This window comes from Spirosoma sp. 209 (genome assembly GCF_002006735.1).
Lineage (GTDB): Bacteria > Bacteroidota > Bacteroidia > Cytophagales > Spirosomataceae > Spirosoma > Spirosoma sordidisoli.
Genome location: NZ_MVEC01000006.1, coordinates 131,973 through 145,810, shown reverse-complemented (window position 1 = coordinate 145,810; position 13,838 = coordinate 131,973). Strand labels below are relative to the sequence as shown.

At 56.1% G+C, this 13,838-nt stretch carries 9 protein-coding genes; 3 read left to right on the top strand and 6 right to left on the bottom strand.

Annotation, left to right across the window (positions count from 1 at the left end):
• Positions 1-24: 24 nt before the first annotated feature.
• Positions 25-612, bottom strand: coding sequence for an RNA polymerase sigma factor (locus B1C80_RS11680; RefSeq protein WP_077921276.1), 588 nt, complete (start codon positions 610-612; stop codon positions 25-27).
• Between the two features lie 145 nt (positions 613-757).
• Here B1C80_RS11680 and B1C80_RS28520 point away from each other — a divergent pair, with 145 nt between their 5' ends.
• A complete protein-coding gene (locus tag B1C80_RS28520) occupies positions 758-961 on the top strand; it encodes a hypothetical protein (protein WP_170315661.1) in 204 nt (67 codons plus the stop codon).
• Positions 962-1,287: 326 nt separating this feature from the next.
• Positions 1,288-3,645 (top strand): TonB-dependent receptor, encoded by a 2,358-nt coding sequence (locus tag B1C80_RS11670; RefSeq protein WP_077921274.1) that lies wholly within the window; start codon positions 1,288-1,290, stop codon positions 3,643-3,645.
• 4 nt (positions 3,646-3,649) lie between these two features.
• Here B1C80_RS11670 and B1C80_RS11665 read toward each other — a convergent pair whose 3' ends face one another.
• The 4 genes from B1C80_RS11665 to B1C80_RS11650 form a co-directional block, all read right to left on the bottom strand.
• Complete coding sequence (locus B1C80_RS11665) at positions 3,650-4,855, bottom strand: AGE family epimerase/isomerase (RefSeq protein WP_077921273.1); 1,206 nt, start codon at positions 4,853-4,855, stop codon at positions 3,650-3,652.
• A gap of 83 nt (positions 4,856-4,938) precedes the next feature.
• On the bottom strand, positions 4,939-5,205 hold the full coding sequence (locus B1C80_RS11660) for a hypothetical protein (protein WP_077921272.1): 267 nt from the start codon (positions 5,203-5,205) through the stop codon (positions 4,939-4,941).
• Between the two features lie 118 nt (positions 5,206-5,323).
• Positions 5,324-7,081: a RagB/SusD family nutrient uptake outer membrane protein gene (locus B1C80_RS11655; protein ID WP_077921271.1), complete on the bottom strand. Its 1,758-nt coding sequence runs from the start codon at positions 7,079-7,081 to the stop codon at positions 5,324-5,326.
• Positions 7,082-7,160: 79 nt separating this feature from the next.
• Entirely contained in the window at positions 7,161-10,439 is a 3,279-nt protein-coding gene (locus tag B1C80_RS11650; protein ID WP_077921270.1) for a TonB-dependent receptor, read from the bottom strand.
• Positions 10,440-10,928: 489 nt separating this feature from the next.
• Between B1C80_RS11650 and B1C80_RS11645 the strand changes: the two genes are divergently transcribed.
• Positions 10,929-12,563: an NFACT RNA binding domain-containing protein gene (locus B1C80_RS11645; RefSeq protein ID WP_077921269.1), complete on the top strand. Its 1,635-nt coding sequence runs from the start codon at positions 10,929-10,931 to the stop codon at positions 12,561-12,563.
• A gap of 42 nt (positions 12,564-12,605) precedes the next feature.
• Here B1C80_RS11645 and B1C80_RS11640 read toward each other — a convergent pair whose 3' ends face one another.
• Complete coding sequence (locus tag B1C80_RS11640) at positions 12,606-13,814, bottom strand: glycosyltransferase family 1 protein (RefSeq protein ID WP_077921268.1); 1,209 nt, start codon at positions 13,812-13,814, stop codon at positions 12,606-12,608.
• Positions 13,815-13,838 lie beyond the last annotated feature (24 nt).

Sequence of the window (13,838 nt, the reverse complement as noted above, 5' to 3'; positions counted from 1 at the left end):
ACAGGGTGTCCGCAGGGGGGGACCCTATACTTTGTACTCCGAAAAAAACAGCCGTTTCAGCCGCATCAGACACTTGTACTTCTGCGTTTTGGCGTTGTCGGCGTTGGTATAGCCAAATTTTTCGGTGATGTCCTGCATACTCAGGTGCTGGATGTAAAAATCGTCCAGCAACGTTCGGCAGGGTTCACCGAGCCGGTCGAGCGAGTCGGCCATCAGATCGAACTGACGGTTTCGCTCTTCGTGATCAGTCAGATCATCATCTAACTGATTAACGGCCTGCTGGTCCGTTGCGGCTGCGTCAACATCGCGTACCATATAGCGGCTCTGCTGGGTCAACTGCTTCAGCCACAGTCGTCTACATACCGAATACAAATAGGTTTTCAGCTGGCAGTGCAACTCCAGCGAACCGGAGCGAACTTTCTCATACAGCACCACAAGCGCTTCCTGATAAATATCCTTGGCATCGTCGTCGGTACCGCTGTTGGTCGTAACCAGATGCAGCACCATCGGGAAATACCGTCGATATAACTGAGTCAGCGCATGATCGGACCCATTGGCCAGGCCCGTCAGCAGTTCATCATCAGTCAAGGCAGGCTGCCTGCTTTCCTTCATCGCGTTGGTTCATTACTTAATACGGGAAACGCCGGAGACGTAACCCAAAAAAAAATAAAAAAAAGTTGGGTTACCTTTTACCCGGTAGGGTATTAACGTTGACATTCATTCATTTTTCATCTGTAAACAAAAACATTCCAAAACTATGAAAGCAATCACGAAATCTGCCTTCTTTTTCATGGCTATGATCGCCCTCGCTACTTCTTGCAGCTCGAAAAAGACCGAAACCGAAACGACGACAACCGACAGCACGTCGACCATGATGTCTGATTCGTCATCTACGATGGCTACGGATTCGACCATGGCTACCGATTCTGCTTCGACCATGTCGTCGGATAGCGCGAAGTAATTTTACTAAGGCACAACTGCCGGTATTTATTACCGACAACGCTATAAACGTATTAGAGCCCCTCTGAGCAATCGGAGGGGCTTTTCTGTTACCCACCCGCCGTCGATTTACCCCAAGTTGTTTAGACTTGTTTTAAATTACTCGGACATTTGTTTGGACCGATTCTAAACAAGCCTTAGGTTTGCCGTATAATTAACCAATTGTCTATCGGATCAGCCCCCCGGACAACCGACGTCGTACTGAGGTCGCTCCGGGGATTCGTTGAGCAGTAATCCGCTTTTCGGGCGGTTTGCCCAACCTGCCTGCCGGTCGACACTGTTCGCTTCATGAGAAACGTATTCGTTCTTTTTTCTATTCTATTTCTGTCGTTTAACAGTACTGCACAGCCGGTTGCTACCGGTACCATTCGTGGTCGCGTCGTCAGCGCCGATGGTCAGCCAGCTGCTTTCGTGTCAATCAGTCTCAAAGGATATCCTCAGGGTACAACGGCTGACGAGACGGGTACGTTCCAGCTGGGTTCGCTGCCGGTAGGGCCGCAAACGCTGGTTGTATCGGCGGTAGGGTTCGATCCCATCGAGCAGGTGGTTCAGGTTGACGGGCAACCGGCATCGGACGTACTCATAACCCTGAAAGCAAACGCCCGCGCGCTGAATGAAGTAGTCGTAACGGCCAGTCGGCAGGCCGAGAGTCTGAGTAAGGTTCCGTCGGCGGTCAGCATCGTAACGCCCCGGCAGATCACCGAGCAACTGGCTATCAACACAAACATCACCAACGTACTGATGAATACGGTGCCCGGCTTCGGATATTTCACGAACCGGACCAGCAATACGGGGCAGACGCTGCGGGGCCGGCAGGTACTGGTGCTGATTGACGGGGTGCCGCAGTCGACGCCACTGCGTAACGGAGGGCGCGATATCCGCACCATCGATCCGTCGGCGCTGGAGCGGGTTGAAGTCATCAAGGGGGCAACGGCTATTTACGGGAACGGGGCCGACGGCGGCATTATCAACTACATCACGAAGAATCCGGCTGGCAACAAACCGTTCTCGGGGCAGACCTGGGTCGGCCTGACCAGCGGCCTCAGCAACGCTACCGATACGCAGGGCTGGCGGCTGAGTCAGCAGTTCTCCGGAAAAACAAACCGGATCGATTACGTGCTGAACGGAACCGTTGAGCGTACGGGCCTTTTCAAGGATGCCACGGGCGCGGTTATTTCGCCGTTTTACAACCTGGGCCAGATGAACAGCTACAACCTGCTGGCCAAAGCGGGCTACCGCCTGTCGGACCGGCAGCGGGTTGAGGTGATGTACAACTACTTCGGGAGTGAGTCGAAGCTGAACTACCGCGAGCAACTCGGCAAGTTTGGGGTTACACCTACCATTGGCGTCCCCACCGAATCGGTACCGGGCCGGCCGCAGGGAACCCCCTACAACCACAACGCCACCGTTCGGTACATGCACAACGACCTGGTTGGCAAGACGGGCCTGGAGGTCGTAGCCTATCTGCAGAGCTTCCGGACAGTATACGGGTACGAGGCTGAGTTCTTCGAAAACGGGGGGCAGTCCAACGTGGTGTCCAACAAGAACGGCGTCCGGCTGAATCTGTACACGCCGTACCGGCTGGGGCGTGCTGTAAGCGGTAATCTTGTTTACGGACTCGACGCGCTCAACGACCAGACGGCTCAAAAGCTGGAGGATGGCCGGTTCTGGACACCCGACATGCGCATGCGTAACCTGGCCCCCTACGCCCAGCTAAAAACAGATTTCTTCGATCAGCTGACGCTGAAAGCCGGTATTCGGTACGAAAATATAGCCGTTCGGGTGTCCGACTTTACCACCCTCAAAACCTACAACGCTACGACTAAAAAATACGACGGTGGCCTGGCCGTGCAGGGGGGCGACCTGACCTATAACGCGCTGGTGGGTAACGTAGGGTTGCGGTACTCGGGGCTGAAGGCGATACAGCCGTTCGTGAGTTTCTCGCAGGCATTCTCGATCAACGAACTGGGCCGTATTCTTCGAACGTCGCAGCGGTCGGTGGTGAGCCAGCTGGAAACGAAGCCGATTATTGTCAACAACTACGAAGCGGGGATTGCCGGGCAACTGGGGCGTTATGTCTCGTATGAGCTGAATGCGTACCAGAGCAGCTCAGAACTGGGCGCGTCGTACCGGCAGCTGCCCTCGGGGGTGTTCGAGATTATCCGGGCACCGGAGCGGGTGAGTGGCTACGAAGCCGCCCTGGACATTACGCCCCTGCGCTGGCTGGCCATTGGCGGCAGCTACGCCTACATTGAAGGAAAGTCGGACGGGAATGCCGACGGCGATTACGAAACCTACCTGGGTAACGACCGGATCGCATCGCCCAAAACAACGGCCTATCTTCGGCTGCAACCGAGCGCAGCGTGGATGCTCTCGATCAGTACGCTGACCGCCGGAAGCCGCGATCGGTTCCGGCCGAACGCCAGCGGGGTTTATGCCTATGCGCAGGCGCCGGTGCGGGCCTACACGCTTGTGAACCTGAGCGGGTCGTATCAGTTTACTCCCGCCTGGTCGCTGGCGCTGGGCGTCGAGAATCTGCTGAACCGGGATTACTTCCCCGCCATTTCGCAGTGGGCAGCCCGCGACGCTGACTACATCAAAGGCAACGGAGCGCGGGGCACCCTGACGGTGTCGTACCGGTATTGATTCGCTAGCGCAGGTGCTCCAGCCGGTCCAGCATTTCCAGGCAGGCCCGGCTGTTGTGATACGGACATTTCCACATGCTGATCTTGTCGTTGCCGAGCACCTTGTGGTTCGCGTCGACGCCCATGAACCATTCGCCGTTTTTGGTGTCGAGCAGGTATTTCTTGGTAAACTCCCAGCTGGCTATGGATTTGTCGAGAAAGGGTTTCTCATTGGTGAGCTGGTAAGCGTTCAGGAAGCCAACCATAGCTTCGGCCATCACCCACCACGAGCGTTCCTGATTGAGGTGTCGGGTGTCGGGCTCGTATTCGTAGTTCATACCTCCGTCGGCCGCGTAGCCATCGGCAGCCGCGCGGGCCATGTTTATACCCAGAGTCCGGATTTGCTTTTGAAGGGGTTTATCGGCGGGGTTTCTGGCGGCCAGCACGTCGGCGGCTTCGGGCAGGAGCCAGGAGGCTTCGATGTCGTGACCATACGAAACGGCGGTTCGGCGTACCTGCCAGTTGTCATCCATGAACAGGTTCATGCGGTACGTTTTGGGGTCAACGATATGGTTCGTGAAGACGGCCAGCATACCCCGTATCTGATCGGCTACGGTCTTGTCGGGCCAGACGCGGTACAGGGCCGTGAACGACTCCAGAATATGGAGGTGGGTGTTCATAGTCTTGGTTTCCTGCCTGTCGGACTTGCTGAGGATATAGTCGGTCGTAGCGGACCAGTCGCGGGCAAAGGCTTCGCGGAAACCGCCTTTCTTCGGGTCATGGGCGTGCCGGACCATGGTCTGGAAGATCTCTTTAGCCAGCGCCAGAGCAGGCGCGGAGCCGGTAGCGCGGGCGTACTCACTCAGCCCGTAGAGCGTAAAAGCCTGCCCGTAGAGCTGCTTGATCGGTTGTTTGGGCTGGCCTTTGGCGGTGACCGACCAATACACTCCGCCGTATTGCGGATCGACGAAATGCTGCCTGATGTACTGAAAGGCCTGGTCGGCAATGGGGCGGTAATCGTCGTGCTGCGTGTGGATCAGGGCGGCCGAAAACGTCCATAAAATCCGGCTGTTCAGCACAATGCCTTTCTCCGCATCAGGATCGGGGCGGTTCTGATAATCGACCCGGCCGTAGAAACCGCCGTTGACCGGATCGGGCGCGTGGCGCTGCCAGTAGGCCAGAATATCCTTGTGTTCCTGCCTGAGTTCGGCTCTGAGTCGGGAAAAGTCCATCGGTACCGATTGATGAGTCATGCATGATGAGCGCCCTCCACTCGATACGTGCTGGTCGCCCATCATGCATAACTCAATATCGCTTACTTTCTACTGCCATTGCGGCTGCTGCTGTGGCCAGAGTGCCCGTGGCCACCCCGTTCTTCGGCCAGTTCGGCTTTTGATTTGCCATGCAGCGCCGGGTCGTGCTCGTCTTCGGGCCCCTGCTTGCTTTTATTCGCGTTGGTCATTGTCTGCTCGGCGTTGGGGCGCAGGCCGCTCGTGTCGCGGGCTTCGTGGTTGCGCGTATGCTCGCCATGCGGCCGTTTGTCATTCGAGCCGGGCTGGTCGGTGGTTTTGTTGTTAGCCATGCTGTTAGTCGAGTTGTTTAGTAGGATAACAACTGAGGCCGGGCGGGTATTGTTTATACGAAGACGCCCCCGCTGACCATCAGCGGGGGCGTCTTCGTGGGTACGGATGCTCCGTTACTTAATAGTTCGGATTTTGTTTCAGCACGTCGCGGCCCTGGTAGTCGATCTGGGTCTGCGGAATCGGCATGTATTCATCTTTACCCGCCGTAAATCTGGCACCGGCATAGCCCGTCGGAAGCCGCTGGCTTTCGTAGGCGATGAAGGCATTCAGCACCGGAGCGGCATTACCCCAGCGAACGAGGTCGTAGAAACGGTGGCCTTCGCCCGACAGCTCCAGTTTGCGCTCAAACTGAACGGCCGTACGAGCGGCTTCTTTGCTGGCAAACGGGGTCGTATAGTTGCTGATCACGTAGTTGGCGGCATTGCTGCCATCCGGTGCTTTTACCCAGGCCGTACGATTGGCGGCCCGTGTCCGAACCCGGTTGATGTAGGTACGGGCAGTTTCCAGGCTTCCTACCTCAATTTCAACCTCGGCGGCCATCAGCAGTACGTCGGCAAAGCGGATGATGTTGTAGTTGATGGCCGAATAGCCGTTGGTCCAGGAGCTTACGTCGGTCAGGGTTTTATCCTGCGATTTGTAGAAGATAAACTTCTTGGGCGAGTAAGGACCGGCAAAGCTCTGATCGCGAATCCAGTCAAGACCGGGGTGGATCGACCAGTCGAGGTAGGGAATACCCCGGCGTCCGATCGACCAGTCGAGCCGCGGATCAACAGGGCCAGCGTCGGGGGTGAAAGGCGTTTTTGAGTCGATACCCTGGTCGTTCTTCAGCTGATTGGCACCGGTGTTGTACGAACCATCGAGCAGCGGCAGCCCGTTGGCGTTCACCCGGAACGAGTTCGCCAGTTCGAAGCTGGGCGCAAAGAACCCGCAGCAGCCCGCCGGACCGTTCGATCCCGTGTTGTAGGGGAAGTTGAGGTCCAGCTCCTGAGCCGAGTTACTCACCGAACCCGTGTTGGCGGCCGACTGGGTAGCGAAGATCGATTCCGCGTTGTTCTCCGTAGCTGCGTTGAACACATCGGTATAGTTAGCGGCCAGATCGTACTTGGTTCCTCTGGCCGTTACGCCCTCGGCAATAACCTGATCGAACAGGGGCTTGGCTTCGGTGTATTTTTTCTGGTACAGATAGGCTTTGGCCAGGTAGGCGGTAGCTGCCCACTTGTTAGCCCGGCCAGCCGCACTCTGGGTAGCGGGCAGGTTCGTCTGGGCGTACTTGAGGTCCTCTTCGATCTTGGGCCAGATATCGGTGTTGTTCGGTACTTTCTCGATACCCGATCCGTAATCGACGGTTTCGTCGATGTACGGTACCATGTTGAAGGAGCGCTTCAGCTCAAAATAGTAGTGGGCCCGCAGGAAGCGCGCTTCGGCCGAGATCCGCTTCTTATCGTCGTCCGACACATCGGCTGCGGCCTGCGGAATGGCGCGCAGTACGGCGTTGGCCCGGCTGATTCCTTCGTACATACCCCGCCATTTGTCGTTCACGTCGCCATTGGTGGGCAGCAGCTCGAACCGCTGGAAGGTGGTGAAGTTACTGTTACCGCCCGCATCGCCGGGGTTGGAGCCTTTGTTGGCATCGCCCCCCGATACGCTGCCGCGTACCCAGTTAAACGAGCTGGCTGCCCGCGAGAAACCGCGTCCATTCAGCTGGGCGTAGGTGGAAACGAGCGTACTTTCAATACCGGCTTTGCTGAAGAGCTGGCTGTCTCCCCCGCGCAACGTGCCGGTGGGGGACAGGTCCAGAAATTTGTCGCTACAGGCGAACGTGACCAGCGATAGCATGGCCGTTAGGGTTATTCCTTTTATAATCGGCTTTTTCATGATCAGATTTTACAGACGTTTATAGGCTGACAGGCGGGGTCTGGCGGGGCCAACTCCGCCTGTCATGACTCTGTTAGGGTTAGAAACCAAAGCTCAGTCCAACGTTGTAGCCGCGGGTAACCGGGTAGTTACCAACATCGATACCGAAGTTGGTATCAGCCGAGCCACCTACGGCCGGGTCGAGACCGCTGTATTTCGTGGCGGTGAACAGGTTGGTAGCCGACAGCGACAACCGCAGGCGGCTCAGGTTGATCCGGTCGAGCAGCGCGTTCGGGAACGTGTAGCCAACCGTCAGGTACTGCATCCGGGCGTACGATCCGTTCTCTACGTAGTAGGAGTTGATCTGCGTGTTGGTGCTGAAGTTGGAGGCCGACTCGAAAATGGGGATCGTGGTGTTCGTGTTCTGTGGTGTCCACGAATCTTTCACCCGCGCGCTAACGGCGGCTCCCGTAAACGACGGATAGAAATCGGTAAACCAGCGGGCGTTGTTGAAGATCTGGTTGCCCAGCGATGCGTACAGGTTGGTATTCAGGTCGAACCCTCTGTATTTCAGGGTCAGGGTAATACTACCGGTAAACTTCGGAATCGGGCTGCCCAGGAACTGCCGGTCGTTATCATCGATGGTTCCGTTGCCGTCGGTGTCGGCATATTTGAATCGACCCGGAGCCGCCCCACTCTGCGTGGGCGAACCCGACACGTCTTCGCGGCTCTGGAACAGGCCAACTACTTTATAACCGTAGAACGAAGACAGCGCGTGGCCAGGCTGGTTCCGCACTACCGCCGGCAGACGGGTACCACCACCGGTAAAGTAAGGAACCGATGGGTCGATGGCCGTAATTTTGTTGTCCAGAATGCTACCAATACCGGTAACCTCGTAGCTGAGATCGCCCGAAATAGTGCCGCGATTCGTGATCAGCAGGTCGATACCCTGGTTCCGCATACCGGCCAGGTTCAGGAACGGAGCGCTGGCCAGTGTACCCACAACGCCGGGCAGGGCCAGCTGATACAGCAGGTCTTTGGTATCTTTCCGCCATACGTCGAGCACAACCTCCAGCTTGTTGTTGAAGAACGCACCGTCGATACCGATGTTCGACGATACACTGGTTTCCCATTTGGCGTTCGGGTTACCGATCTGGCTCCGGTAGAAGCCGGGGGCAATGGCCGTGTTACCGCCGTTGATGTCGTAGCCGTTGCCAGGGTTCGACGCGTACAGGCTATACTGGTTGGTCGAGCTCAGGAAGTTGGAGTTCCCCATGAGCCCGTAACCACCCCGGATTTTCAGGTCCGAGATCCACGGCATGCTCTTCAGGAACTCTTCCGACGAAATACGCCAGGCGGCCGAGAAGGCCGGGAATACGCCGTAGCGGTTCGAGGCACCAAACTGCGAGGACCCGTCGCGACGAACAACGCCCGTCAGAATATACTTGTCGTTGTAGGTGTACCGAACCTGACCGAAGAGCGAGTAGAAGTTGTTACCCAGGCCGTAGTAGCTGTTCACCAATCGCGACGAACCCGGCGTTGTGGTGCTCAGGGTCACGTAGTTCGGATCCGTGGTTGACGGGTTGATACCGGTACCGTTGATGCCCCGGCCACTTCCTGTATTCAGGGCTTCGATGCCGGCCAGCGCGCTGATGTCGTGGATGCCGAACGTCTTCTTGTACTGAGCCGTATTGGTGAACGTCCAGGCCAGACCCGTATTGGCGCCTTCGCCGTAGGTGTAGTTGGTGTTGTTCTCCGAGTTTTCGTACTGGGCGCGGCTGTAGAAGTTGTTGTAGTTGGCAAAGTACGTACCACCCAGGCTACTGCGGAGCGTCAACGCCGGAATCACGTCGTACTCGAGGTAGGCGTTACCGAAGCCAAACAGCGTATAGTTCAGGTTGTCGGCTGAGCTCTGGCGATTGGCAACAGGGTTACGCGGGTTGTTGAAACCAGGAGCTTTGGTACCGGCATAGCCACCAAACGAGTTGTATACCGGAATGATGGGAGGCATCCGGAACGCCAGCAGTACGTCGTTTTCGTCTGACGCTACGCTGGAGTTGTTGTTGGTGTTGTTGCCCAGCGAGCTGCCGGTACCACCCTGCAGACCAGTCGCCGAAACGTAGGCAAACTGCAGGTTCTCGCCAAACCGGATTTTCTTGGTAACGTCAAATTCGGTATTGGCCCGGAAGGTGTAGCGCGAGAAGTTGTTGTTCGTAATGATACCCGCCTGATTCTGTACGCCCAGGCTCAGGTAGTACCGGCTGTATTCGGTTCCGCCCTGGAAACCCAGCGTATGCCGCTGCAGCGGAGCTACCCGGGTAATTTCCCGGTACCAGTCAGTGCCTGCTTTATTAGCCGGAATAACCAGGTAGGTGTTGTTGGGGTCGGTATTGTATCTGAGCCGTTCGGCTTCCAGATCAACCGAGCCAACCACGCCTACCGTATTGCCTACCAGGAGGTAGTCGGGAAGAACGGGGGTCTGGCCCGATCCGTACTGGCCGTTGGCAATACCCGTAAAGCTGTTGGGCCCTACCGTGCCGCCGGCCTGGAAAATGTCGTTCCGACGCGCCTGCCAGGTCCAGTCGGCCTGCTCCTGCGGGTTCAGGATAGGCAGGCTTTTACCGGGATCGGTAGCGCCGAACAACCCGTCATAGCTGACGCTCAGCTTCTGCGCACGGCGCTGTCCTTTCTTGGTGGTCAGGACGATAACGCCGGCAGCGGCCCGGGCTCCGTAGATCGAAGCCGAAGCCGCATCTTTCAGCACGGTTGTGGTTTCGATGTCGTCAGGAGCGATGAACTGCGCCGTCTGGGTAGGTACGCCATCCACTACGTAGAGCGGCTGGTTACCCCCGAACGAACCGAAGCCCCGCACCCGAATCTGGCTGCTCGTTCCCGGCTGCCCGTTGGTGATGACGGTTACCCCCGCCACTCGGCCCTGTAACTGCTGCTCGACGTTAGTCGACGGAACAACCCGCAACTGGGCCGGCTTTACCGTTGAAACGGCACCGGTTACGTCACGACGGTTTTCGGTCGAGTAACCCGTTACAACCACTTCCTGCAGAGCCGTGGCATCTTCGGACAGGGTGATATTGATGGTACTCTGATTGCCTACGGGGACTTCCTGGGTTTTGTACCCAATGGCCGAAACGACCAGTACTGGATTAGACCCCTGAACATTGATCGAGAACTTGCCTTCAGCGTCGGTAGCTGTACCGGTTTGCGTACCTTTCAGCACCACATTGACACCAGGTACAGCACCTTCTGCACTAGTGATTACGCCGGTAAGCCGACGGTCCTGAGCTTGCACGCTCAGAACGCAGAGCAGCATAAATGCGCTCAGGAGTGCAGGCTGTAAAAACCTGAGTAGCCTTGTCTTCATGAGGTTAACGGGATTGGATTATTTGTGTGATTAATTTGGTTGGGCTGTAAATCCCACAAATATTATATCTGTTAAATCATATTGCAAAGCCCTAAAAATAGAAATTTGACGCTATCTAACTTGTTAGAGTACAATTTCTAAGTATATATACCTATAAAAACTAGGTATTTAGTGTATAAATGTGATTAGCGATGAGAAATTAAAAAAAATTAATGTCAGCAGGAGTTGTCATCAGATAGCTTATTTGATTACAGAAGCTCTTTATTGGACTTTTTTGATACAATCAGCCAGGGGTGCCTGGCCGATGTATACGGGATGAGAAAATCAGATGCTTAAGCCGGTGATGCCCTGCGCATTAGGTATGTATCGATGAGCAACGTCTGGATGTATAGGTGTATATACGACAGCCCGCCGAAATAGCGATAAAATGATGGCAAACGGTTATGTATCGGATAGGCTTGCCCGCCAATCCTGTATCTTCACACAGTAATGCACACAAACTATTATTTTCTGCGTCAGCTGGCGCCTGCGCTCGAGCCGCACTTGGTGGGCCTGAAATTCATGGAATGCTTCAGCCAGGATCGGGATGAACTGGTGCTGGTGTTTGCGCAGGCGCGGGGTAAGATCAACTACTACAAGCCGTTCTTCATCAAGGCAACGCTCCGACCCGACTTTTCGGGACTGCTTTTCCCCGAAACAGTGCAGCGGGCCCGTACCAACAGCGTCAACCTGTTCGAGTCGCTGGTGGGTGAGGAAGGCGCCGGGCGGGCAGTAAAAGCCGTGACATCGTTTCTCAACGAACGCTGCCTGGCTATCCGACTCGAGGATGACTTTACCCTGTTGTTTAAGTTTTTTGGTAACCGCCCTAACCTGCTGGCTTTTCAGGGAAACGAGGTGGTGGATCTGTTTAACCAGAACCTGGCTACGGATAACCAGTTGCTGCTCAGCACTATGGATCGGCCTATTGATCAGTCGTACCAGGCGTTTGAGCGGGCTGGCTATACCTATCGCCCGTTGTTTCCTACGTTTGGCAAGGTGGTCAATGACTACATCGGTCAACAGCAGCAGCGATTGGGGATCGACAGCGCCACGGAGCCCGACCGCCTGTGGGCGCTGGTTCAGGAAACGGTACGGGAACTGAGCGAACCCCGTTACTACCTGACCCGGTTCAATTACAAGCCGGCCTTAAGTTTACTGCCTATCGATGGGCCGGAACCGGAGGTTCCCGTGCGGGTCTTCGACGATCCGATCGAAGCCGCCAATCGGTTTTTTATTGCCTATAATGGGCTTAACACCTTTGAGCGGGAGAAAGCCGAGCTGCTGCGGCTGCTGGACAAACGACGGCGCCGGGCCGCTGCGCAGATTGAGGCTACCATGCAGCGACTCATTGCGCGCGAGGAAGGGGTTTCGCACGAGGAAATGGGACATATCCTGATGGCCAATCTGCACGACATTCCGGAGGGGCAGGGCGGTCGATCACCTGAACGAATAACCTTATACGATTTTTACCGCGACCAGCCGGTTACGCTTAAACTCAAGCCCGACCTGAGCCCGCAGAAGAACGCCGAAAATTTCTACCGGAAGGCCAAAAACGAGAAAATAGAGGAGGAGCACCTGACGGGCCAGGTTGCCGACCGGGAGGCCGAACTGGTTCGGATCGATCAGTACAAACAGGCGCTGACCGACATCAGGACGCTGAAAGAATTACGTCGTTTTATCAAGCAGCACCACCTGATGGCTTCGGAAACGGGGGCCGTCGACGATGAAGCGGCTCCGCTTTTCAAGGAAGTTACGGTAGACGGGTTTCGAATCCTGATTGGCCGCAATGCCAGAAACAACGACCTGCTCACCCAGAAATTCTCGTATAAAGATGACCTGTGGCTCCACGCCCGGGATGTTTCGGGCTCGCATGTGCTGATTAAATACCGGGCCGGGAAACCCTTTCCGAAAACGGTCATTGAACGGGCGGCCGAGCTGGCAGCCTGGTATTCGAAACGCCGGACCGATAGCCTGTGCCCGGTTATTGTAACCCCTAAAAAGTACGTCAGAAAGCCCAAAGGACTGGCCGAAGGGCAGGTTGTTGTCGAGAAAGAAGACGTCGTGCTGGTTGAACCGAGGGGGTAAGCGTAGAGCAGCGGCTAGTTAACCGCTGCTCTACGACCCGACTTACTGTTCTACCGCTACGTTCATTTCGGCGACCATAAGCCGGTGCATATCGTTCCAGGTCCGGTTCCAGGAGTTCTCGATCAGGAAGGTGTCGATAGCCGACCAGTCGCCGGGATGTTTGCCCGCCAGGGCCAGCTCGATAGCCTGTTCGAAGGCGTCGGCCGACTCCGCAATCAGGACAAAATCTTCGGTGCCGTACGTCCGGACAACATCGCGGATGGGGGTAGACACTACCGGCAGGCCAGCCGCCAGGTATTCGGGCGTTTTCGTAGGGCTGATATACCGGGTCGAGTCATTCAGCGCGAAGGGCAGCATGGCTACGTCCCAGTTGCTCAAATAGGTCGGTAATTCTTTATACGCTTTCATACCCAGGTAGTGAACGTTGTCACTCTTGGGCAGCAGGGCCTGATCGATTTTTACGATCGGGCCGATCAGGACAAAATGCCAGTCGGGCCGACGACGGGCCACCTCACCGATCAGGTCATAGTCGAACCGTTCGTCAATGACCCCGCTAAATCCAATCCGGGGATGAGGAATCGCCTGCTGATCGGCCGGGTCGGTCTGATTCTGACGCGCCGTTGAAAAGTGAGAGAAGTCAATACTGCTCGGAAACGCAAACACCCTGGGGTGCCGATGCTGCTTGGCTTCGTACAGGCTGTAGCCGCCGGTAAAGACAACGCCCGCTCGCTGCAAAAGCCGCTTCTCCTGCTCAAGCAGCTGAGGGGGAGCGCCCCAGAAAGCCGACAGTTCATCCATGCAGTCGTATACGGTCAGCTGTGGCTGCAGGTGATCGCTGAACAGCAGGGCCATGGGGGTATAATACCAGGCAATGAAGTCGGCAATGCGTTCGTCGGCCAGAAACTGATCAACCAGCTGCCGTTGCAGACGAAGTGCATCGGCGGGTGTAGTTCCGTGGGGCAGGTGCGGCACCAGCACGTGGAGTTGGTCGTCCTGCCGGCATACGCTCATGCGCAAACCACTGTTATCATAAATTGGCTCTTCAATAAACCAAACCCGATAATGCTGGGTGGCCCGGCTGAGTAAATGCTGCGGGCGCTGGTATACGAAGTTCCACCGCAAATGTGAAAAGCAAACCAGATCACGAACATCGCCGGTTTCGGGCAGAACAGGCGACTGAAGTGAGTTAACTGGTCGGTTGTGCTTATTGCTTAGTTCACGTGATGAGGACGCTGAGTTAATTACTGCCATAAACGTTTGTAGAGGATTGGGGAT